General features: G+C 60.2%; 14 protein-coding genes. 10 read left to right on the top strand and 4 right to left on the bottom strand.

The genetic code is table 11. From position 1 onward, the window contains the following. Positions 1-235 precede the first annotated feature (235 nt). On the bottom strand, positions 236-2,455 hold the full coding sequence (locus ACYQ54_RS20895; RefSeq protein ID WP_460085945.1) for an esterase-like activity of phytase family protein: 2,220 nt from the start codon (positions 2,453-2,455) through the stop codon (positions 236-238). Between the two features lie 229 nt (positions 2,456-2,684). On the opposite strand from ACYQ54_RS20895, the gene ACYQ54_RS20890 reads away from it, so the two are divergent. Then, positions 2,685-3,884 carry a multidrug effflux MFS transporter gene (locus tag ACYQ54_RS20890; RefSeq protein WP_460085944.1) on the top strand — a complete coding sequence of 400 codons (1,200 nt, stop codon included), beginning with the start codon at positions 2,685-2,687 and terminating at the stop codon, positions 3,882-3,884. A 37-nt stretch (positions 3,885-3,921) separates the two neighbouring features. Here the strand turns inward: ACYQ54_RS20890 and ACYQ54_RS20885 are convergent, their stop codons facing one another. Together ACYQ54_RS20885 and ACYQ54_RS20880 are read right to left on the bottom strand one after the other, a co-directional pair. Continuing rightward, positions 3,922-4,431, bottom strand: a complete 510-nt coding sequence (locus tag ACYQ54_RS20885) for an arsenate reductase ArsC (RefSeq protein WP_460085943.1) — start codon at positions 4,429-4,431, stop codon at positions 3,922-3,924. A 10-nt stretch (positions 4,432-4,441) separates the two neighbouring features. Then, complete coding sequence (locus tag ACYQ54_RS20880; protein ID WP_460085941.1) at positions 4,442-4,786, bottom strand: ArsR/SmtB family transcription factor; 345 nt, start codon at positions 4,784-4,786, stop codon at positions 4,442-4,444. A gap of 165 nt (positions 4,787-4,951) precedes the next feature. Between ACYQ54_RS20880 and ACYQ54_RS20875 the strand changes: the two genes are divergently transcribed. From ACYQ54_RS20875 to ACYQ54_RS20845, 7 genes are all read left to right on the top strand, one after another. Beyond that, a complete protein-coding gene (locus ACYQ54_RS20875; RefSeq protein WP_460085940.1) occupies positions 4,952-6,034 on the top strand; it encodes a pyridoxal-phosphate dependent enzyme in 1,083 nt (360 codons plus the stop codon). Continuing rightward, complete coding sequence (locus tag ACYQ54_RS20870) at positions 6,027-7,169, top strand: M24 family metallopeptidase (protein ID WP_460085938.1); 1,143 nt, start codon at positions 6,027-6,029, stop codon at positions 7,167-7,169. Before ACYQ54_RS20875 ends, ACYQ54_RS20870 begins: the two co-directional genes overlap by 8 nt. 18 nt (positions 7,170-7,187) lie before the next feature. Beyond that, positions 7,188-7,931 (top strand): maleate cis-trans isomerase family protein, encoded by a 744-nt coding sequence (locus tag ACYQ54_RS20865; RefSeq protein WP_460085937.1) that lies wholly within the window; start codon positions 7,188-7,190, stop codon positions 7,929-7,931. Between the two features lie 207 nt (positions 7,932-8,138). Continuing rightward, on the top strand, positions 8,139-8,276 hold the full coding sequence (locus ACYQ54_RS20860; protein WP_460085936.1) for a hypothetical protein: 138 nt from the start codon (positions 8,139-8,141) through the stop codon (positions 8,274-8,276). A 110-nt stretch (positions 8,277-8,386) separates the two neighbouring features. Further along, entirely contained in the window at positions 8,387-9,421 is a 1,035-nt protein-coding gene (locus tag ACYQ54_RS20855) for an aspartate-semialdehyde dehydrogenase (RefSeq protein WP_460085934.1), read from the top strand. 344 nt (positions 9,422-9,765) lie between these two features. Continuing rightward, positions 9,766-10,497 carry a TenA family protein gene (locus tag ACYQ54_RS20850; protein WP_460085933.1) on the top strand — a complete coding sequence of 244 codons (732 nt, stop codon included), beginning with the start codon at positions 9,766-9,768 and terminating at the stop codon, positions 10,495-10,497. 13 nt (positions 10,498-10,510) lie between these two features. Continuing rightward, positions 10,511-11,407, top strand: a complete 897-nt coding sequence (locus ACYQ54_RS20845; protein ID WP_460085931.1) for a DMT family transporter — start codon at positions 10,511-10,513, stop codon at positions 11,405-11,407. A 492-nt stretch (positions 11,408-11,899) separates the two neighbouring features. On the opposite strand, the gene ACYQ54_RS20840 is transcribed toward ACYQ54_RS20845, so the two are convergent. After that, positions 11,900-12,892 carry a LysR family transcriptional regulator gene (locus ACYQ54_RS20840; protein ID WP_460085930.1) on the bottom strand — a complete coding sequence of 331 codons (993 nt, stop codon included), beginning with the start codon at positions 12,890-12,892 and terminating at the stop codon, positions 11,900-11,902. A gap of 111 nt (positions 12,893-13,003) precedes the next feature. Here ACYQ54_RS20840 and ACYQ54_RS20835 point away from each other — a divergent pair, with 111 nt between their 5' ends. Both ACYQ54_RS20835 and ACYQ54_RS20830 read left to right on the top strand, forming a co-directional pair. Then, positions 13,004-13,462 carry a cupin domain-containing protein gene (locus tag ACYQ54_RS20835; RefSeq protein WP_460085929.1) on the top strand — a complete coding sequence of 153 codons (459 nt, stop codon included), beginning with the start codon at positions 13,004-13,006 and terminating at the stop codon, positions 13,460-13,462. 9 nt (positions 13,463-13,471) lie between these two features. Further along, on the top strand, positions 13,472-13,972 hold the full coding sequence (locus ACYQ54_RS20830; RefSeq protein WP_460085928.1) for a c-type cytochrome: 501 nt from the start codon (positions 13,472-13,474) through the stop codon (positions 13,970-13,972). The last annotated feature ends 37 nt before the right edge of the window (positions 13,973-14,009 follow it).

Here is a 14,009-nt window from a genome sequence, read left to right as displayed (position 1 = left end):
ATACCCCTCAAAGGACATGAAAGCGCGGCGCGCTTGCATCCGGGACCTGTTGCTGTCGCGGCCAGCCGCCTTCGCGAACGAAATGGACGTTCAATACCTTCTGCAGATGTACCCGCTGGAAAGATAAGGGCAGAGTGTAAAAGCCAAACAAAAAACCCCGCCGAAGCGGGGTTTTCCGAAAATCGTCAGGGACCGGATCGGTTACTTGATCGGTTCCGACACTGTTTGAAGCGCCTTATTTCAGGCGGCTTGCCGGGCCGAGGTCGATCAGCTGCGTTTCACCGGGCGCATCGTCGACACCATCATTGTCGGTCACCAGGATCAGGCGGCCGTCGGCGGTGATTGTCAGGCCTTCCGGCTTGTCGAGAACCCAGCCCTTGCCTTCTGCCAGCGCCGGCAGGATGTCCATGGCATAATGTTTCTCGACGACCGGCAGGTCGGCCCCGTAGGCAGCCGGTGTCACGCCGTCCAGGGAGATCGTGGTGATCTGCTTGATGGCTGCGTCTTCACCGCCCTTGTTGTCGCGCTCCAGAATGGCGAACTTGCCGTTGCCCATGGAGACGATTTCAGACAGGCCGACCCAGCCACCGGCTGCGCTCTTCGGCTTGTCGAGCGGATAGTGGACGAAGCCCCAGGACTTCTCGGCCGGATCATAGATCGCCAGCTTCACCATGCCCTTCGGATCGTCCTTCCATTCGCGCTGAACGGCTACGGCCACCAGCGTCTTGCCGTCCATTTCGAACTCGGCAACGCCTTCGAAGGAGAAGCGGACAGACTGGACGTTCAGCTCTTCCGGAAGTGTGATTTCTTCCTCAACCTGACCGTCGGCACTGACTTTCAGCAACAGGTGCTGCAGGTCCTTGTCCAGGTTGCCCTCGGAAGCCAGCCAGAAGCCGCCATCCTTGGCAATGGAAATGCCTTCCAGGTCCAGTTTCGCCTGCTTGCCGTCCTGAACGGTGGCATAGCCGACAATCTTGGCCGGCTTGGAGGAGATATCCAGCGTGTAGATGCGGGCATCGTCATAGAAGCTGTCGCTGACCGCATAGAGCTTGTTGGCATCCGCCGGGTCCGCTGCCAGACCGGACAGCGCGCCCCAACCGATCGGCGCACCCTTTTCCGGATCGACGTCGGAAGCAACCATCGGATAGGACGAGGCGTCCGCACCGAACTTGTAGAGGGAGACCTGCGCACGAACGTTGTCTTCCGCACTGTCGACCTCGTTGGCCACCACGAACAGGTCGCGGCTCGGGATTGCCAGAGAGCCTTCCGGACCGACGTGCGTCGGCAGGAACTGGACGAATTCCGGCTCGGCACCGGTGTCCTTGTAGACAGCGACGAAGTTGCCGCGCTCGGAATTGACGAAGATCAGCTTCTCGCCGCCAAATTCGCCGACGGTCACGCCTTCCGGCTCGGTGCCTTTCTTGGCGGCCCGCTTGGCCGGATAATGGCCATACGACATGCCCAGATGCTCCATCTGGTTGCCACTGTCGAACAGGACCTCGCCCTTGGTGTTCCAGATGGTGAAGCCGCGGGAACCGCCTTCGTAGTCGCCTTCGTTCGCGGTGACGAAACGCTCATCATCAAGCCAGGCAACCGCATCCGGTTCACGCTTGACGTTTTCGATCGACCCGGAGGCATCACTCATGCGCGCCTTGATTACCGGAATGTTTTCGGCGGACGACGTGCCGGCGGAGAAATGGCTGACAACCTCGCCGGAGACCAGATCGACCACGGCAATGTGGTTGTTTTCCTGCAGGGTGACGACAACCTGGTTCCTGGAGTTGATCGAAACGAATTCCGGCTCAGGATCTGTCGGCGCGATTTCGGCAAGACCGGTCAGGTCGACAATGCGGACCGCATCGCAGTTGGTCGGCGCGCCGCTTTCGTCCAGATCGAAGATCGCCAGATGGCCGGCAGGCATCTGCGGGATCACGCCGTCGTTCAGGTCTTCATCGCGCTCGTTCTCGATGGCGATGGCAACGAACTTGCCGTCCGGGGAAATGGCGATACTGTCCGGCTGCCCCTTGGCATCGCATTTCGCGGTGATGCCGAGCCCGTCGAGAGCAATCACGGCCAGATGACCGGAGGCGTTGACGTAGTCTTCGGAAGTGTTGACGCCGGCATAGGCAAAAGTTTTGCCCACGGTGACGGAGGTCGGCTCACCACCAAGGGCGGTCCGGCCCATCGGCAGCAGGTTCAGCGGGTTGGCCGCATTGACGAAGACGATGGCTTCGCCCGGGCTGTCGGTGAAGACGAGTGTGCGGCCATCCTTGGTGGCTGAGATGATCTCGGCAACGGTTTCAGTTGCCTGATCGACACCTTCCGGGAGGGTCTTGTAGACCGGGAATGTATTGATACGCTCGAAATACTCGGCCTGAGCTGCCGACATGGCGCCAAGGCCAAACAGAACAGAGAGGCTGACACCTTTTAAAAAGCGCCCACGAAGGTCCGCCATTGCACTCGCTCCCACAAAAATATCGGGTTGATGGTGCGCGCAAGCTAGTGGTCCTGATTACAATATCGGTGACAGTTGCATGAAGCTTTCATGACAACACCCGGCCTGCCTTGAATTTGCATTTCGAGCACTTACATCATATCAAGGCTGTCTCGGCGTTTGCCGTTTCCTCCACCTTCCATACTTTCCCGCGTTTGTGCCTCCGGCGCATTTTTCATCGGATTTTCCAATGCAGATCGGTTTTGTCCGCTCCGCCATTGTGCTGGGGCTTCTCGCTGCTGTCGGTCCATTTGCGATCGACCTATATCTGCCCGCCATGCCGGAAATCGTGCGGGCCTTGCAGACGGACGACGCAGCGGTCCACATGACCTTCACGGTCTATTTCATCGCCTTCGGCTTTGCCCAGCTGATCTACGGTCCGTTGGCCGACCGGTTCGGCCGCAAGTTACCGGCCTTTCTCGGCCTCGTCGTGTTTCTCATCGGCTCGGTCATGTGTGCGACTGCGGTCGACATCTCGGCATTGACGCTCGGCCGTTTCGTGCAGGCACTCGGTGCAGGCGCGCCCATGGTCATCGTCCGCGCCGTCGTCCGGGACCTTCACACCGGACCCAGGGCTACCCGGCTCATGGCGCTGGTCATGCTGGTCTTCAGTGTTTCCCCGATGCTGGCGCCGCTTGCCGGCAGCTTGATCATCCAGTTCGGAAGCTGGCGACTGATCTTTGTGGCCCTGGGCGTGATCTCTCTTCTCGCCATGCTGCAAATGGCCTTCTTGCTGCCCGAGACGCTGCCGGTCGAACGCCGGGGCAAGATCGATCCGACGGCGATGCTGCGCAGCGCCATCTATCTGTTGCGCGACAGCAGGTTCATGGGGCTGACGCTGATCGGGGGCTTCTCGCTGGCGAGTTTCTTCGTCTTCATCGCCGCCGCGCCTCTGGTCTACATGACCCAGTACCAGTTGACGCCGACGGCCTTCAGCCTTGTCTTCGCGTTGAACGCGATCGGCTTCTTTGCATCCTCCCAGTTCGCCGCTTCGTTGGGTGAGCGCTTCGGCATGGCCAGGGTGGCACTTGTCGCAGTCAGCGGTTTTGCCGCGGCCAACGCCCTCCTGGTCATTCTGGTCTGGAGCGGCATTGACGACCTGCCGGTCCTGATGGGCCTGTTCTTCATTGGCAACACCTGCCTTGGCCAGGTCATCGCCCCGGTCATGGTCATGGCGCTGGAAGAACATGGCGAACATGCCGGCATGGCCTCTTCCCTCGGCGGCACCTTTCAGATGGTTGCCGGTGGTGTGATGATCCTGATCTGCAGCCCGTTCTTCGACCGGACCGCATTGCCGCTGGTCAGCGCCGTAGCCGCCTGCGCGTTCATCGCCTTGGTTATCTCCCTCCTGACCCTGCGAACAAGGCGCGAAGGCCAGGCAGTCGCCTGATCCGATTGTGTCTTGAAACCCGCCCGCCGGAGCAGCTTCACACTGGCTCCTCGGCGGACTGGCCGATCTGATCGAGTTTTTTCTTCAGGGACAGCCGGTCGAGTGAAGACATCGGCAGGTTCACGAACACCGATATCCGGTTGCTGAGCATCCGGAAGGCCTCGTTGAATGCGACCGCTCTTTCGCTGTCGCTTCCGGTAACGGCTGCCGGATCCGGCAGGCCCCAATGGGCAGACATCGGCTGGCCCGGCCAGACGGGACAGGTTTCCTTCGCCGCATTGTCGCAGACGGTAAAAACGAAATCCATGACCGGCGCGTCCGGCACCGCAAACTCGGCCCAGTCCTTCGATCGCAGGCCGTCCGTCTTGTGATTGAGCTTGCTCAGCAGCGCCAATGCCTCCGGGCGCACGGCTCCGGCTGGTTGCGAGCCGGCGGAAAAGGCCTTGAACCGGCCTTGCCCCTCCCGATTCAAGATGGCTTCCGCCATGATCGACCGGGCGGAATTGCCCGTGCACAGGAACAGCACATTAAAGACATCGCCGGACATCTGGTCCCCCTTACGATGAACAGGTCTCTCCGCAGGCAATCGTCTCGATAACCTGCGCACAAAGCTCCGGATGACCGCCACAGCAGTCGGCCATCAGGAACGTCAACAACTCGCGTATTCCGTCCAGGTCCGCGAAGTACCGGATCGACCGGCCTTCGCGTTCGTTGCGCACCAGCCCGGACTGAAGCAAGACGGCCAGGTTCGCCGACATCGTATTCTGCCGAACGTCCAGAGCCTCGCCGATCTCGCCGGCGGTCATTCCTTCTTCACCAGCCCGGATCAGCAGCTGGAAGACTTCCAGTCTGGTTTTCTGGCTGAGCGCTCCGAAAGCGCTCAAGGCATCTTTCATATCCATAATTCATGATATTTCGATTCTTCAACAGTAGGCAAGTCTTTTTCGCGGTCGGTCGCCACATCGCGCAGACGGCCTCCTCTGGTTCGGAACCGTCATTTTCCGCAAGACGCTTGCAACCGACCGTCAGAGCTGCTGACCTGCCTGGGAAACCGTGCGGGACCGACCATGAAAACACTGAAAAACCCTTTTCTCGGCAAAGGCCTTCCGGAACATTGCGGACTTGCGGAGGGAGCCGTCTCGCAGGATGTGGACCGGGCAGAAAGCCTCTTTCGAAAATGCCCGCGCGCAGATGAAACCCCGCTACTGACCCCGACGGATCTCGCAGCCGGTCTTGCAATCGAGAGCCTGACCCTGAAGGACGAACGTCAGCGCATGGGCCTTGGCAGCTTCAAGGCGCTCGGTGCGGCCTATGCGATTGCCAAACTGGCTGACCAACGTGTCCGGGACGGGCTGGCTCCTTCGCACGCATCCGCCCTGAACGGAATGACCTTTGTCTGTGCAAGCGCGGGAAACCACGGCATGTCGCTTGCAGCCGGCGCTCCGCTCTTTGGTGCCATGGCCGCCGTCTTCGTGGCGGAAACCGTGCCCGATGCCTTCGAGGCCCGCCTCAGGGCAAGAGGAGCCGAGGTTGTCCGGGCCGGAGCCACCTATGAAGACAGTATGGCAGAAGCGCAAAGACGAGCTGACGCCGAAGGCTGGACTTTGCTGCCGGACAGCACCTGGCCGGGCATGACCGGCCCCGGACACGACGTCATGGAAGGCTATCTGGTGATGGCCGCGGAAATTGCCCGGCAGATCGAAACACCGCCTACACATGTCTTCCTCCAAGCAGGTGTCGGCGGCCTTGCCGCGGCTTGCGCCGTTGGTGCCCGCCTGACCTGGGGCAAGGCAGTGACCATCGTTGTGGTGGAACCTGAAAATGCCCCGGCCCTACTTGCCAGCATTGAAGCCGGCGAACCAGTCACGGCTCCCGGCCCGGTGTCGAACATGGGCCGGCTCGACTGCAAGGAACCCTCTCATCTGGCGCTGAAGTACCTTGCTCGGGAAGCCGATGTCTTCGTAACCATTTCCGATCACGAGGCGGCAGAAACGGTCGAATGGCTGGGTGAAAACGGCATCGCGACAACGCCGTCCGGCGCTGCCGGCATCGCCGCTGTTCGTCACGCGGCAAACGAAGCCCAGACCCTTGCCCTTGGCCCGGAGGCGCGGGTGCTTGTTTATCTCTCCGAAGGGCCGGAGGATGTCTGAGCAGGTCTTTCCCGAAAGCGAATTTGCCGCCCGCACGCAAGCCGCCCAGCAGGCCATGCGTGGTCAAGGCGTCGACGCGCTGTTCTTCACGACGGAAGCCGAAATGAGGTATTTCACCGGCTTCCGGACCCTGTTCTGGCAAAGCCCGACCCGGCCCTGGTTTCTCGTGGTGCCGGTGGACGGCAAGCCGATTGCGGTCATTCCGCAGATCGGCGCGCATTTGATGGCCGCAACGTGGATCGACGACATCCGGACGTTTTCCGCCCCGCACCCGGTTGATGACGGCATCACCCTGCTGGCCGATACCCTCAAGGGGTTCCCGAAAATCGCCATGCCAATGGGCCGGGAAAGCGCGCTACGCATGCCGCTTCGCGATTTTCAGCGGCTGCAGGATCTTACCGGCAGTGCCGAATATGTCGACGGAACCGACCTGATCCAGAGCCTCAGGATGGTGAAGTCGGAACGAGAAATCACTCTCCTTCGCGAGATCTGCAGCATTGGTTCGGCAGCCTTCGCCAGAGCACCGGAGCTTTTCCACGCAGGCCAACCGCTCAACGAGGTTTTCCGGTCCTTCCGCATCGAGCTCCTGAGGCAAGGCGCAGATGACGTGCCTTATCTGGTCGGCGGGGCAGGACAGGACGGCTACGGCGATGTCATTTCACCGCCCACCACCCGGCCGCTTCAGGATGGTGACATCCTGATGCTTGATACCGGCGCGACCAAAAACGGCTATTTCTGCGATTTTGACCGCAATTTTGCGATCGGCAAGGCCAGCGATGCTGTCAGATCCGCTCATGAAACGCTGGTCCGGGCGGTTGAAGCGGCTGCCACCATCGCCCGCCCAGGCCGGACCTGTGCCGATCTCTTCCAGGCCATGGCCGGGGTTCTGGATCAGGGCGAAGGAGACGTGGGCAGGCTCGGTCACGGGCTCGGCATGCAGCTTACCGAGGCACCCAGCCTGACCGGCTTCGACCAAACCCAGCTGCGCGAGAACATGGTGCTGACCCTGGAGCCGAGCCTCTCGCTCGGTCGGGGCAGGATGATGGTTCACGAAGAAAACATCGTCATTCGAGACGGAGCACCTGAGTTTCTGACCCGGCGTGCAACGCCGGACATTCCTGTAATCGCCACATGAAACACCGGGAACAGCGCTATGGAACTGTCCTTCGACTGCGATACAGGATCTGCCACAAGAGCCGCTTTCGGCCTGATCCTGTTGTCGGTTGACGAAACCATCGAGTGCGAGTTCCGGCCCCTCTTTCATCAGGAGGGCGTCTCGCTGCTTCACACCCGGATCGAGAGCGCTTCCGAAGTCACCTCTGAAAAACTCATGCAGATGAAGGCCCGTCTGACCGACACGGCCGCCCTTCTGCCGGGAACGCGCCCGCTCGACGTCATCGCCTATGCCTGCACCTCCGGTGCAACGGTGATCGGGTCGGATGAGGTCGCCGGTGCGATCCAGGTCGCCCACCCGGACGCAAAGGTGACAGACCCGGCGCGTGCGGTCATCGCAGCGCTTGCACGACTTGGCGTCTCGCGGATCGCCATTGTCTCGCCCTATGTGGAGGAAGTCTCCAACGCACTCTGCGGTCTTCTGGAAAACAATGGCGTGGCGCCCGCAAGGGTCGGTTCCTTCGGGCAGGCGGAAGAAGCGGTGGTTGCAAGGATCAGCCTGCAGTCCGTTGAAGAGGCAATCTGCGAGGTCGGCAGGGATCCTGAGATAGAAGCCGTCTTTGCCTCCTGCACCAACTTGCGCACGCTGCCTGTCATTGAGGCCTGCGAAAGGCGTCTGGGCAAACCTGTCATCAGCTCCAACCTGGCGCTTGCCTGGCACATGATGCATCTGGCGGATCTGCCGACAACCGGTCGCGGACCGGGGCGGCTGTTCGCTGCCTGACCTGCAAAGGACAGGCAGAGCCACGCCGCGATGCCGTGATGCCGGAGGGTTTCTTACGGCGAAATTGCCGGGTCGGGAGCCATGCGGCTGTTCCCGGACGGCATCATTTCGTTCACTAAGCTGGCAACACGGCCTATTCCTTGTTGACTCCCGGGAATTTCCGGGCAAAAACACCGCCGTCTCAAGTATTGACGATTGCGAGCCCCGATGACCCGGCTGAAAGCCGACATTCTGGATATGATGTCCCAGGCCCTTGCCAGCGCTATGTTCATGCGCGGCGAGCCGCGGACGGCTGCCGCAACCGCTCTTAAACGCACTACCAAGACCACCAAGACCACCGCTTGACGGTGCCGCTCATCCCGCCTCCCCGGGGATGGGAGGCGCCGGGAGCCGGCCACGCCCATCCAGAACCGGGCGGCTGGCGAAGCGGGGAGACGGACAAGGACTAGTCAAAGATGGGTTTCAAGATCGCAATTGCAGGCGCCACCGGCAATGTCGGACGCGAGATGCTGGACATCCTCGCTGAGCGCGGCTTTCCGGCAGACGAAGTCGTCGCCCTCGCCTCCCGCCGGTCTCAGGGCACCGAAGTTTCCTTCGGTGACAAGACGCTGAAGGTTCAGGCCATGGAGAACTACGATTTCTCCGACACCGACATCTGCCTGATGTCTGCGGGTGGCACTGTGTCCAAGGAATGGTCCCCGAAGATCGGTGCAAAAGGTTGTATCGTCATCGATAACTCTTCCGCATGGCGCTACGACGCCGACGTGCCGCTGATCGTACCGGAAGTGAATGCCGATGCCATTACCGGTTTCACCAAGAAGAACATCATTGCCAATCCGAACTGCTCCACCGCCCAGCTGGTTGTGGCGCTGAAGCCGCTGCATGATCATGCCAAGATCAAGCGCGTCGTCGTTTCCACCTATCAGTCGGTTTCCGGCGGTGGCAAGGAAGCGATGGAAGAGCTGTTCAACCAGACACGTGCGGTCTTCGTGAACGACCCGATCGAACCGAGCAAGTTCACCAAGCGCATCGCCTTCAACGTGATCCCGCACATCGACAGCTTCATGGAAGACGGCTACACCAAGGAAGAATGGAAGGTGCTGGCGGAAACCAAGAAGATGCTCGATCCGGCCATCAAGGTGACCTGCACCGCGGTTCGCGTGCCGGTGTTCATCGGCCATTCGGAAAGCGTCAACATCGAGTTCGAAAACGAGATCACCGCTGAAGAAGCCCGCAACATCCTGCGCGAAGCTCCCGGCTGCCTCGTCATCGACAAGCAGGAAGACGGCGGCTACATCACGCCTTATGAAAGCGCCGGCGAAGATGCGACCTACATCTCCCGCATCCGCGAGGATGCGACCGTTGAAAACGGCCTCAACATCTGGGTCGTATCCGACAATCTGCGCAAGGGCGCGGCGCTCAACACCGTCCAGATCGCCGAGGTTCTCGTCAACCGCGGCCTGATTACCCCGAAAAAGGCCGCGGCCTGATCGACAGTTCAAACGGGCGCCTCGGGCGCCCGTTTTTTTAACGCCCGTCGGCCGTCGCCCGGACACAGCAAGGCGACAATGATGACGAGCGGGAACTTCCTTGCCGAAAATCCTGCAAGCACCGTTCATCTCACTCCACCGAGCCACGTTTCCCACGTCCTTATCCTGAGGAAGGGCAAGGCGCTGTGAAGACGAATGGGCAAGAGCGCTCAGCTCAGCCCCATGAACCAGAACATGTTGCCGGCTGCCAACGGGTTTTGGTGTTGACAGGCTTGGAAAACCGCATCACCTCTGTCTTCCCTTTTCCTCGGCTCTCGCCAAGGACGCCAACGAGTTTCGTTCCCATGCCATCCGAATTTGACGGGTCGTTCACCGACTTCCTTGATCGCTCTCCCGACGGATCTTTTACCGATTGGCTTGCCGCCCGCGCAGAGCCCTATTGGAGCGATGCCACCAGCCACGCCTTCACCGTTGCGATTGGTGACGGCACCATGCCCGAAGCCGCCTATGTGCGCTATCTGATCGAGGACTACACCTTTGTCACCGATCTCGCTTCCACCCTGGGATATCTCGTCGCCAAGGCCCCCGGCATGCCCGCCAAGTCAAGGCTTTCAGGTTTCCTGGCCCTGCTGACGTCGGACGAAAACGACTATTTCCTGCGCTCGTTCGAAACCCTCGGCGTAGCACCGCATGTCTATGAAACCGCGGCTCAGGGTCCGGTGACCCGCGCGTTCTCGCAGCTCCTGCTGGAATCCTCCGGACAAGGCAGCTACGCCGACGGGCTTGCCTGTCTGCTGTGCGCCGAATGGTGCTATCTCACCTGGGGACAACGCGAAGCCGGAAAACCGCGCCCCGATGCCTTTTATCTCGCGGAATGGATTGATCTTCACGCCGTGCCCGACTTCGAGGCCTTCGTGAACTGGATCCGGGCCGAAATGGATCGGATCGGCCCCACGCTCACGGAAGCCGAGCAAGCGCGTGTTGCGGATCTCTTCCGCCAGATGAGCAAACTGGAAGTCGCTTTCTTCGAAACCGCCTGGACCGGCAACTTGCTCGGCCCGGAGGAAGACCTCTAACGGAACTGAACCGATGTATCTCTATGAGGCCGCAGCTCTCGGCGCGGCTGCTTTGTGGGCACTGACCGGACTGCTGTCCACGGGCCCCGCCCAGCATCTGGGCGCGATTGCCTTCAACTGCACCCGCATGGTGCTGGTGGCGATGATGCTGAGCATCTGGGTATTCCTGACCACGGGTTGGAGCTCCATTGGAGAGGCACAGATGCTGCCTCTGGTCGTGTCCGGGTTCGTCGGCATCTTTCTTGGAGATACCGCCCTTTTCCTGACGTTGAACCGCATGGGCCCGCGCAGGACCGCAATGCTGTTCTCGCTGAATGCCCCAATGTCGGCGATCCTCGGCTGGCTGCTGCTGAACGAGGATCTGACCGCCACCCAGATGGTCGGCATAGGTCTTACATTTCTGGGTGTCCTGCTGGCCATCCGTTTCGGCAAGCGCAAATCCCAGCTTCACAAATGGGAAAACATCAAGGGTCCGGTCTGGATTGGCGTGCTTCTCGGCCTTGCAGCGGCGCTGTCCCAATCGGTCGGGTCCCTGATTGCCCGCCCGATCATGGAAACCGGCGCCGACCCTGTCGCCGCGTCCAGCATTCGTGTCGGCGTTGCAGCACTCGGGTTGCTGCTCCTGACGCGACTTCCGGTCAGATGGGTCAAACCGGCGGGAAATTTCACGTTTCCGGTGGTTGGTCTGATTGCCGTCTCCGGCCTGTTCGGCATGGGCCTGGGCATGACGCTGATCCTGTTCGCGCTGTCCGGCGGAGAAGTCGGCATCGTGGCGACCCTGTCAGCGACGACACCCGTCCTTATGCTGCCGATGATGTGGTGGCGCACCAGGGAAGCCCCGGCTCTTGGTGCGTGGGTAGGCGCAGCGGGCGTTGTTGCGGGCAGTGCTCTCCTGTTCGCGAGCCAATAGGCGCACAACAGGCACTCGACCGGATGATGACGGCTGCAAGACGATGGGAAATATGGGAGCCGGATACGTACCGGATCTCTGCAGCGGACTGCAGCGGGATGATTCGATCGGACCCGGCTCCCTAACGAAAATATCAATGTTTTTTCAAAACACTCGAAACGAATTTCGAGGACCGCTCACCTCTCGAGAAGGCAACCGGCAAATACACTGCAGACCTCCAGCACGACCTTCAGGTTGAAACAGCCCTGCTGTCGCGATGAAGCCAAAGTGATCATATGCCCTTACGGCACATCTCCTATTCCCCATCTGGGGAATACATCGGGATTTTTTACGAAAAATTTACGAAACCCGTTTCCCAATCTCGCTTGGATTTCAATTTCCGGACGTCTTTTTTTGCGATAAAACTCCTGCTGAACAGAGTACTTGTCAGCGCCGTTAACAGCCAAGCAGCGCCTGTCAGCCGCCCGACTACCGATCGATTATGAACTCAGCTCAAAACAGACTGGCGGCCTGTTCGTCGGGGCGCAAACCATCCGTCATTGCATGAGTGCCATCTGCGGGACATCCATTATGCGATACGTCCATGTCCGGCATGTCTCTTAAACTGTGGCGCAGGATCGGCGCCAGGTGATCGACAAAGCGGCGCACCTTCGCCGTCACCAGTCGGTTTGATGGATAGACGGCATAGATGCCGCTTTCAGGTAGTGTCCAGTCCCGCATCACCCTGACAAGGGCACCCTCATTCAGCTCACGGGCAACCGCCCAACGGGGTAGAGCCGCCAGGCCGATTCCCGACACAACCGCGGCCCTTAGCGATGCCGTGCTGTTGCAAATCATCACGGGAGACAGTGAAACGGTGTGTTTCTGTGGTGACAGGAACGGCCATTCCCGTGCCCAGTAAAGTGCAGCGAACCCGATGCACTTGTGGTCCGGAATATCGACAGGATGTTGCGGCACTCCCTGCCTCGCGATGTAGTCCGGTGCGGCACAGATGAGGATCTCCGACGTGCCGAGTTTACGGACAATTGTCGCAGGTTCCGGTTCACGCACGATCCTTATCGACAGGTCGAGACGCTGCTCAACGAGGTTGACCATGCGCATGTCCTCAACGATTTCTGCCGTCACTTGCGGATTCTCTGCAAGAAATGACCCGAGTGCCGGAATGATAAACCGGTCAGCAAAGGCCTCAGGTGCACCGATCCGCATGTGACCCACCGGGGTTTCCTGATGCGCCATTACTTCAGTTACTCCCGCGTGCGCCTCCTCCAGTGCACGGGTACAGCGCTGGTAGAAGATCACACCGGCTTCGGTCGGAGAAACGTGACGGGTGGTCCGGTCAAGCAGGCGTACCCCCAGACGTTTCTCCAGGGCAATGACACATTCGCTGACACGGGATTTGGACAAGCCGAGCTGCTCGGCGGCCCGGGTGATGTTTCCGGCCTCAACCACGCGGGCGAAGATCTCAATTGCATCGAAAAGCGCCATGCGAACGTCCTGCAAAACCGGACAAACTGTTCGGAGTATCGCCACTTCTGCAATTTCGGGAAAGTCGTATTTTTTGCACTCGCCGCAGTTAGCGGCTTGAGGAGACCCATAATGACAGCAATTTTCAATACGGCCGCGATCGCGGTGCATGAGGACGCCTGCGAAAACGAAATCCTCGGCTTTCGCCGCATCAGGGTGCGGAGTGCCGACACCGGCGGACGGCTTGGCTTTTTTGAGGAAATCGTTCCACCCGGAGAAGGTGTACCCCTGCACATCCATCACAAGGAAGACGAGATGTTCAATGTCCGTGAAGGGCATTTCCGCATCTGGTGCGCCGAGAAAGTCTTCGACGTCCATCCAGGTGATGTTGTCGTCCTGCCTCGCGGCGTCCCGCATGCGTTCCGCAATGTCGGCGATGTCGAGGGCTGGCTCGATGTCACCGTTACGCCTGGCGGTTTCGAAACGATGTTCGCACGCGCTGCCGAAGCCGGCACGGAAGGAGCAGAACGGTTCATGGAACTTGCTCCCGACTACGGCCTGGAAATGCTTCCAGGTCAGGCTGCGGCTTAGGAGACGGCAATGATCTCCTTTGTCTTCCAGAGAACCGTTCTGGCTTTTGGCATTCTCGCGGCCTTTTCAGGATCCGCGTCCGCGGATGAGAACAAGGCAGCACGCGGAGCCTATCTTGCCCGGATCATGGCTTGCGCCGATTGTCATAGTCCGCGCGGACCGAACGGCGCGCCGATGCCGGAAGCCGGACTCATCGGCGGCAATGTCGGCTTTGAAATTCCGCAGGCAGGTATTGTCTGGGGCCCAAACCTCACGCCAGCCAATGGTGGTGCAGGATCCTGGAGTACGGAAGAAATCGTAGCGGCCCTGACGACCGGCGTTCGACCAGACGGACGGTTGCTCATTCCCGTTATGCCCTGGCCTGCCTACGCCGAACTAACCACGCAGGACGCCGAAGCGCTTGCGAGCTACCTTCAGTCCCTGACACCGGATGACAATCCCGTTCCAGGGTTGATTGCGCCGGGGGAAAACGCCCCTGCCCCCTATTTCACGATAAAGTTTCCTGGTTAGGGCACGACGATGCCGTTGGCCTGACGGCCAACGGCGC

The sequence above is a fragment of the Roseibium sp. LAB1 genome, assembly GCF_054658235.1.
Note: the sequence above shows the minus strand (reverse complement) of the source record. Positions and strands in the feature narration are given on the sequence as shown.

Coding starts and splice junctions, on each gene's coding strand:
- ACYQ54_RS20895 (WP_460085945.1), bottom strand. CDS start 2,455: ATGGCGGACCTTCGTGGGCGCTTTTTAAAAGGTGTCAGCCTCTCTGTT.
- ACYQ54_RS20890 (WP_460085944.1), top strand. CDS start 2,685: ATGCAGATCGGTTTTGTCCGCTCCGCCATTGTGCTGGGGCTTCTCGCT.
- ACYQ54_RS20885 (WP_460085943.1), bottom strand. CDS start 4,431: ATGTCCGGCGATGTCTTTAATGTGCTGTTCCTGTGCACGGGCAATTCC.
- ACYQ54_RS20880 (WP_460085941.1), bottom strand. CDS start 4,786: ATGGATATGAAAGATGCCTTGAGCGCTTTCGGAGCGCTCAGCCAGAAA.
- ACYQ54_RS20875 (WP_460085940.1), top strand. CDS start 4,952: ATGAAAACACTGAAAAACCCTTTTCTCGGCAAAGGCCTTCCGGAACAT.
- ACYQ54_RS20870 (WP_460085938.1), top strand. CDS start 6,027: ATGTCTGAGCAGGTCTTTCCCGAAAGCGAATTTGCCGCCCGCACGCAA.
- ACYQ54_RS20865 (WP_460085937.1), top strand. CDS start 7,188: ATGGAACTGTCCTTCGACTGCGATACAGGATCTGCCACAAGAGCCGCT.
- ACYQ54_RS20860 (WP_460085936.1), top strand. CDS start 8,139: ATGACCCGGCTGAAAGCCGACATTCTGGATATGATGTCCCAGGCCCTT.
- ACYQ54_RS20855 (WP_460085934.1), top strand. CDS start 8,387: ATGGGTTTCAAGATCGCAATTGCAGGCGCCACCGGCAATGTCGGACGC.
- ACYQ54_RS20850 (WP_460085933.1), top strand. CDS start 9,766: ATGCCATCCGAATTTGACGGGTCGTTCACCGACTTCCTTGATCGCTCT.
- ACYQ54_RS20845 (WP_460085931.1), top strand. CDS start 10,511: ATGTATCTCTATGAGGCCGCAGCTCTCGGCGCGGCTGCTTTGTGGGCA.
- ACYQ54_RS20840 (WP_460085930.1), bottom strand. CDS start 12,892: ATGGCGCTTTTCGATGCAATTGAGATCTTCGCCCGCGTGGTTGAGGCC.
- ACYQ54_RS20835 (WP_460085929.1), top strand. CDS start 13,004: ATGACAGCAATTTTCAATACGGCCGCGATCGCGGTGCATGAGGACGCC.
- ACYQ54_RS20830 (WP_460085928.1), top strand. CDS start 13,472: ATGATCTCCTTTGTCTTCCAGAGAACCGTTCTGGCTTTTGGCATTCTC.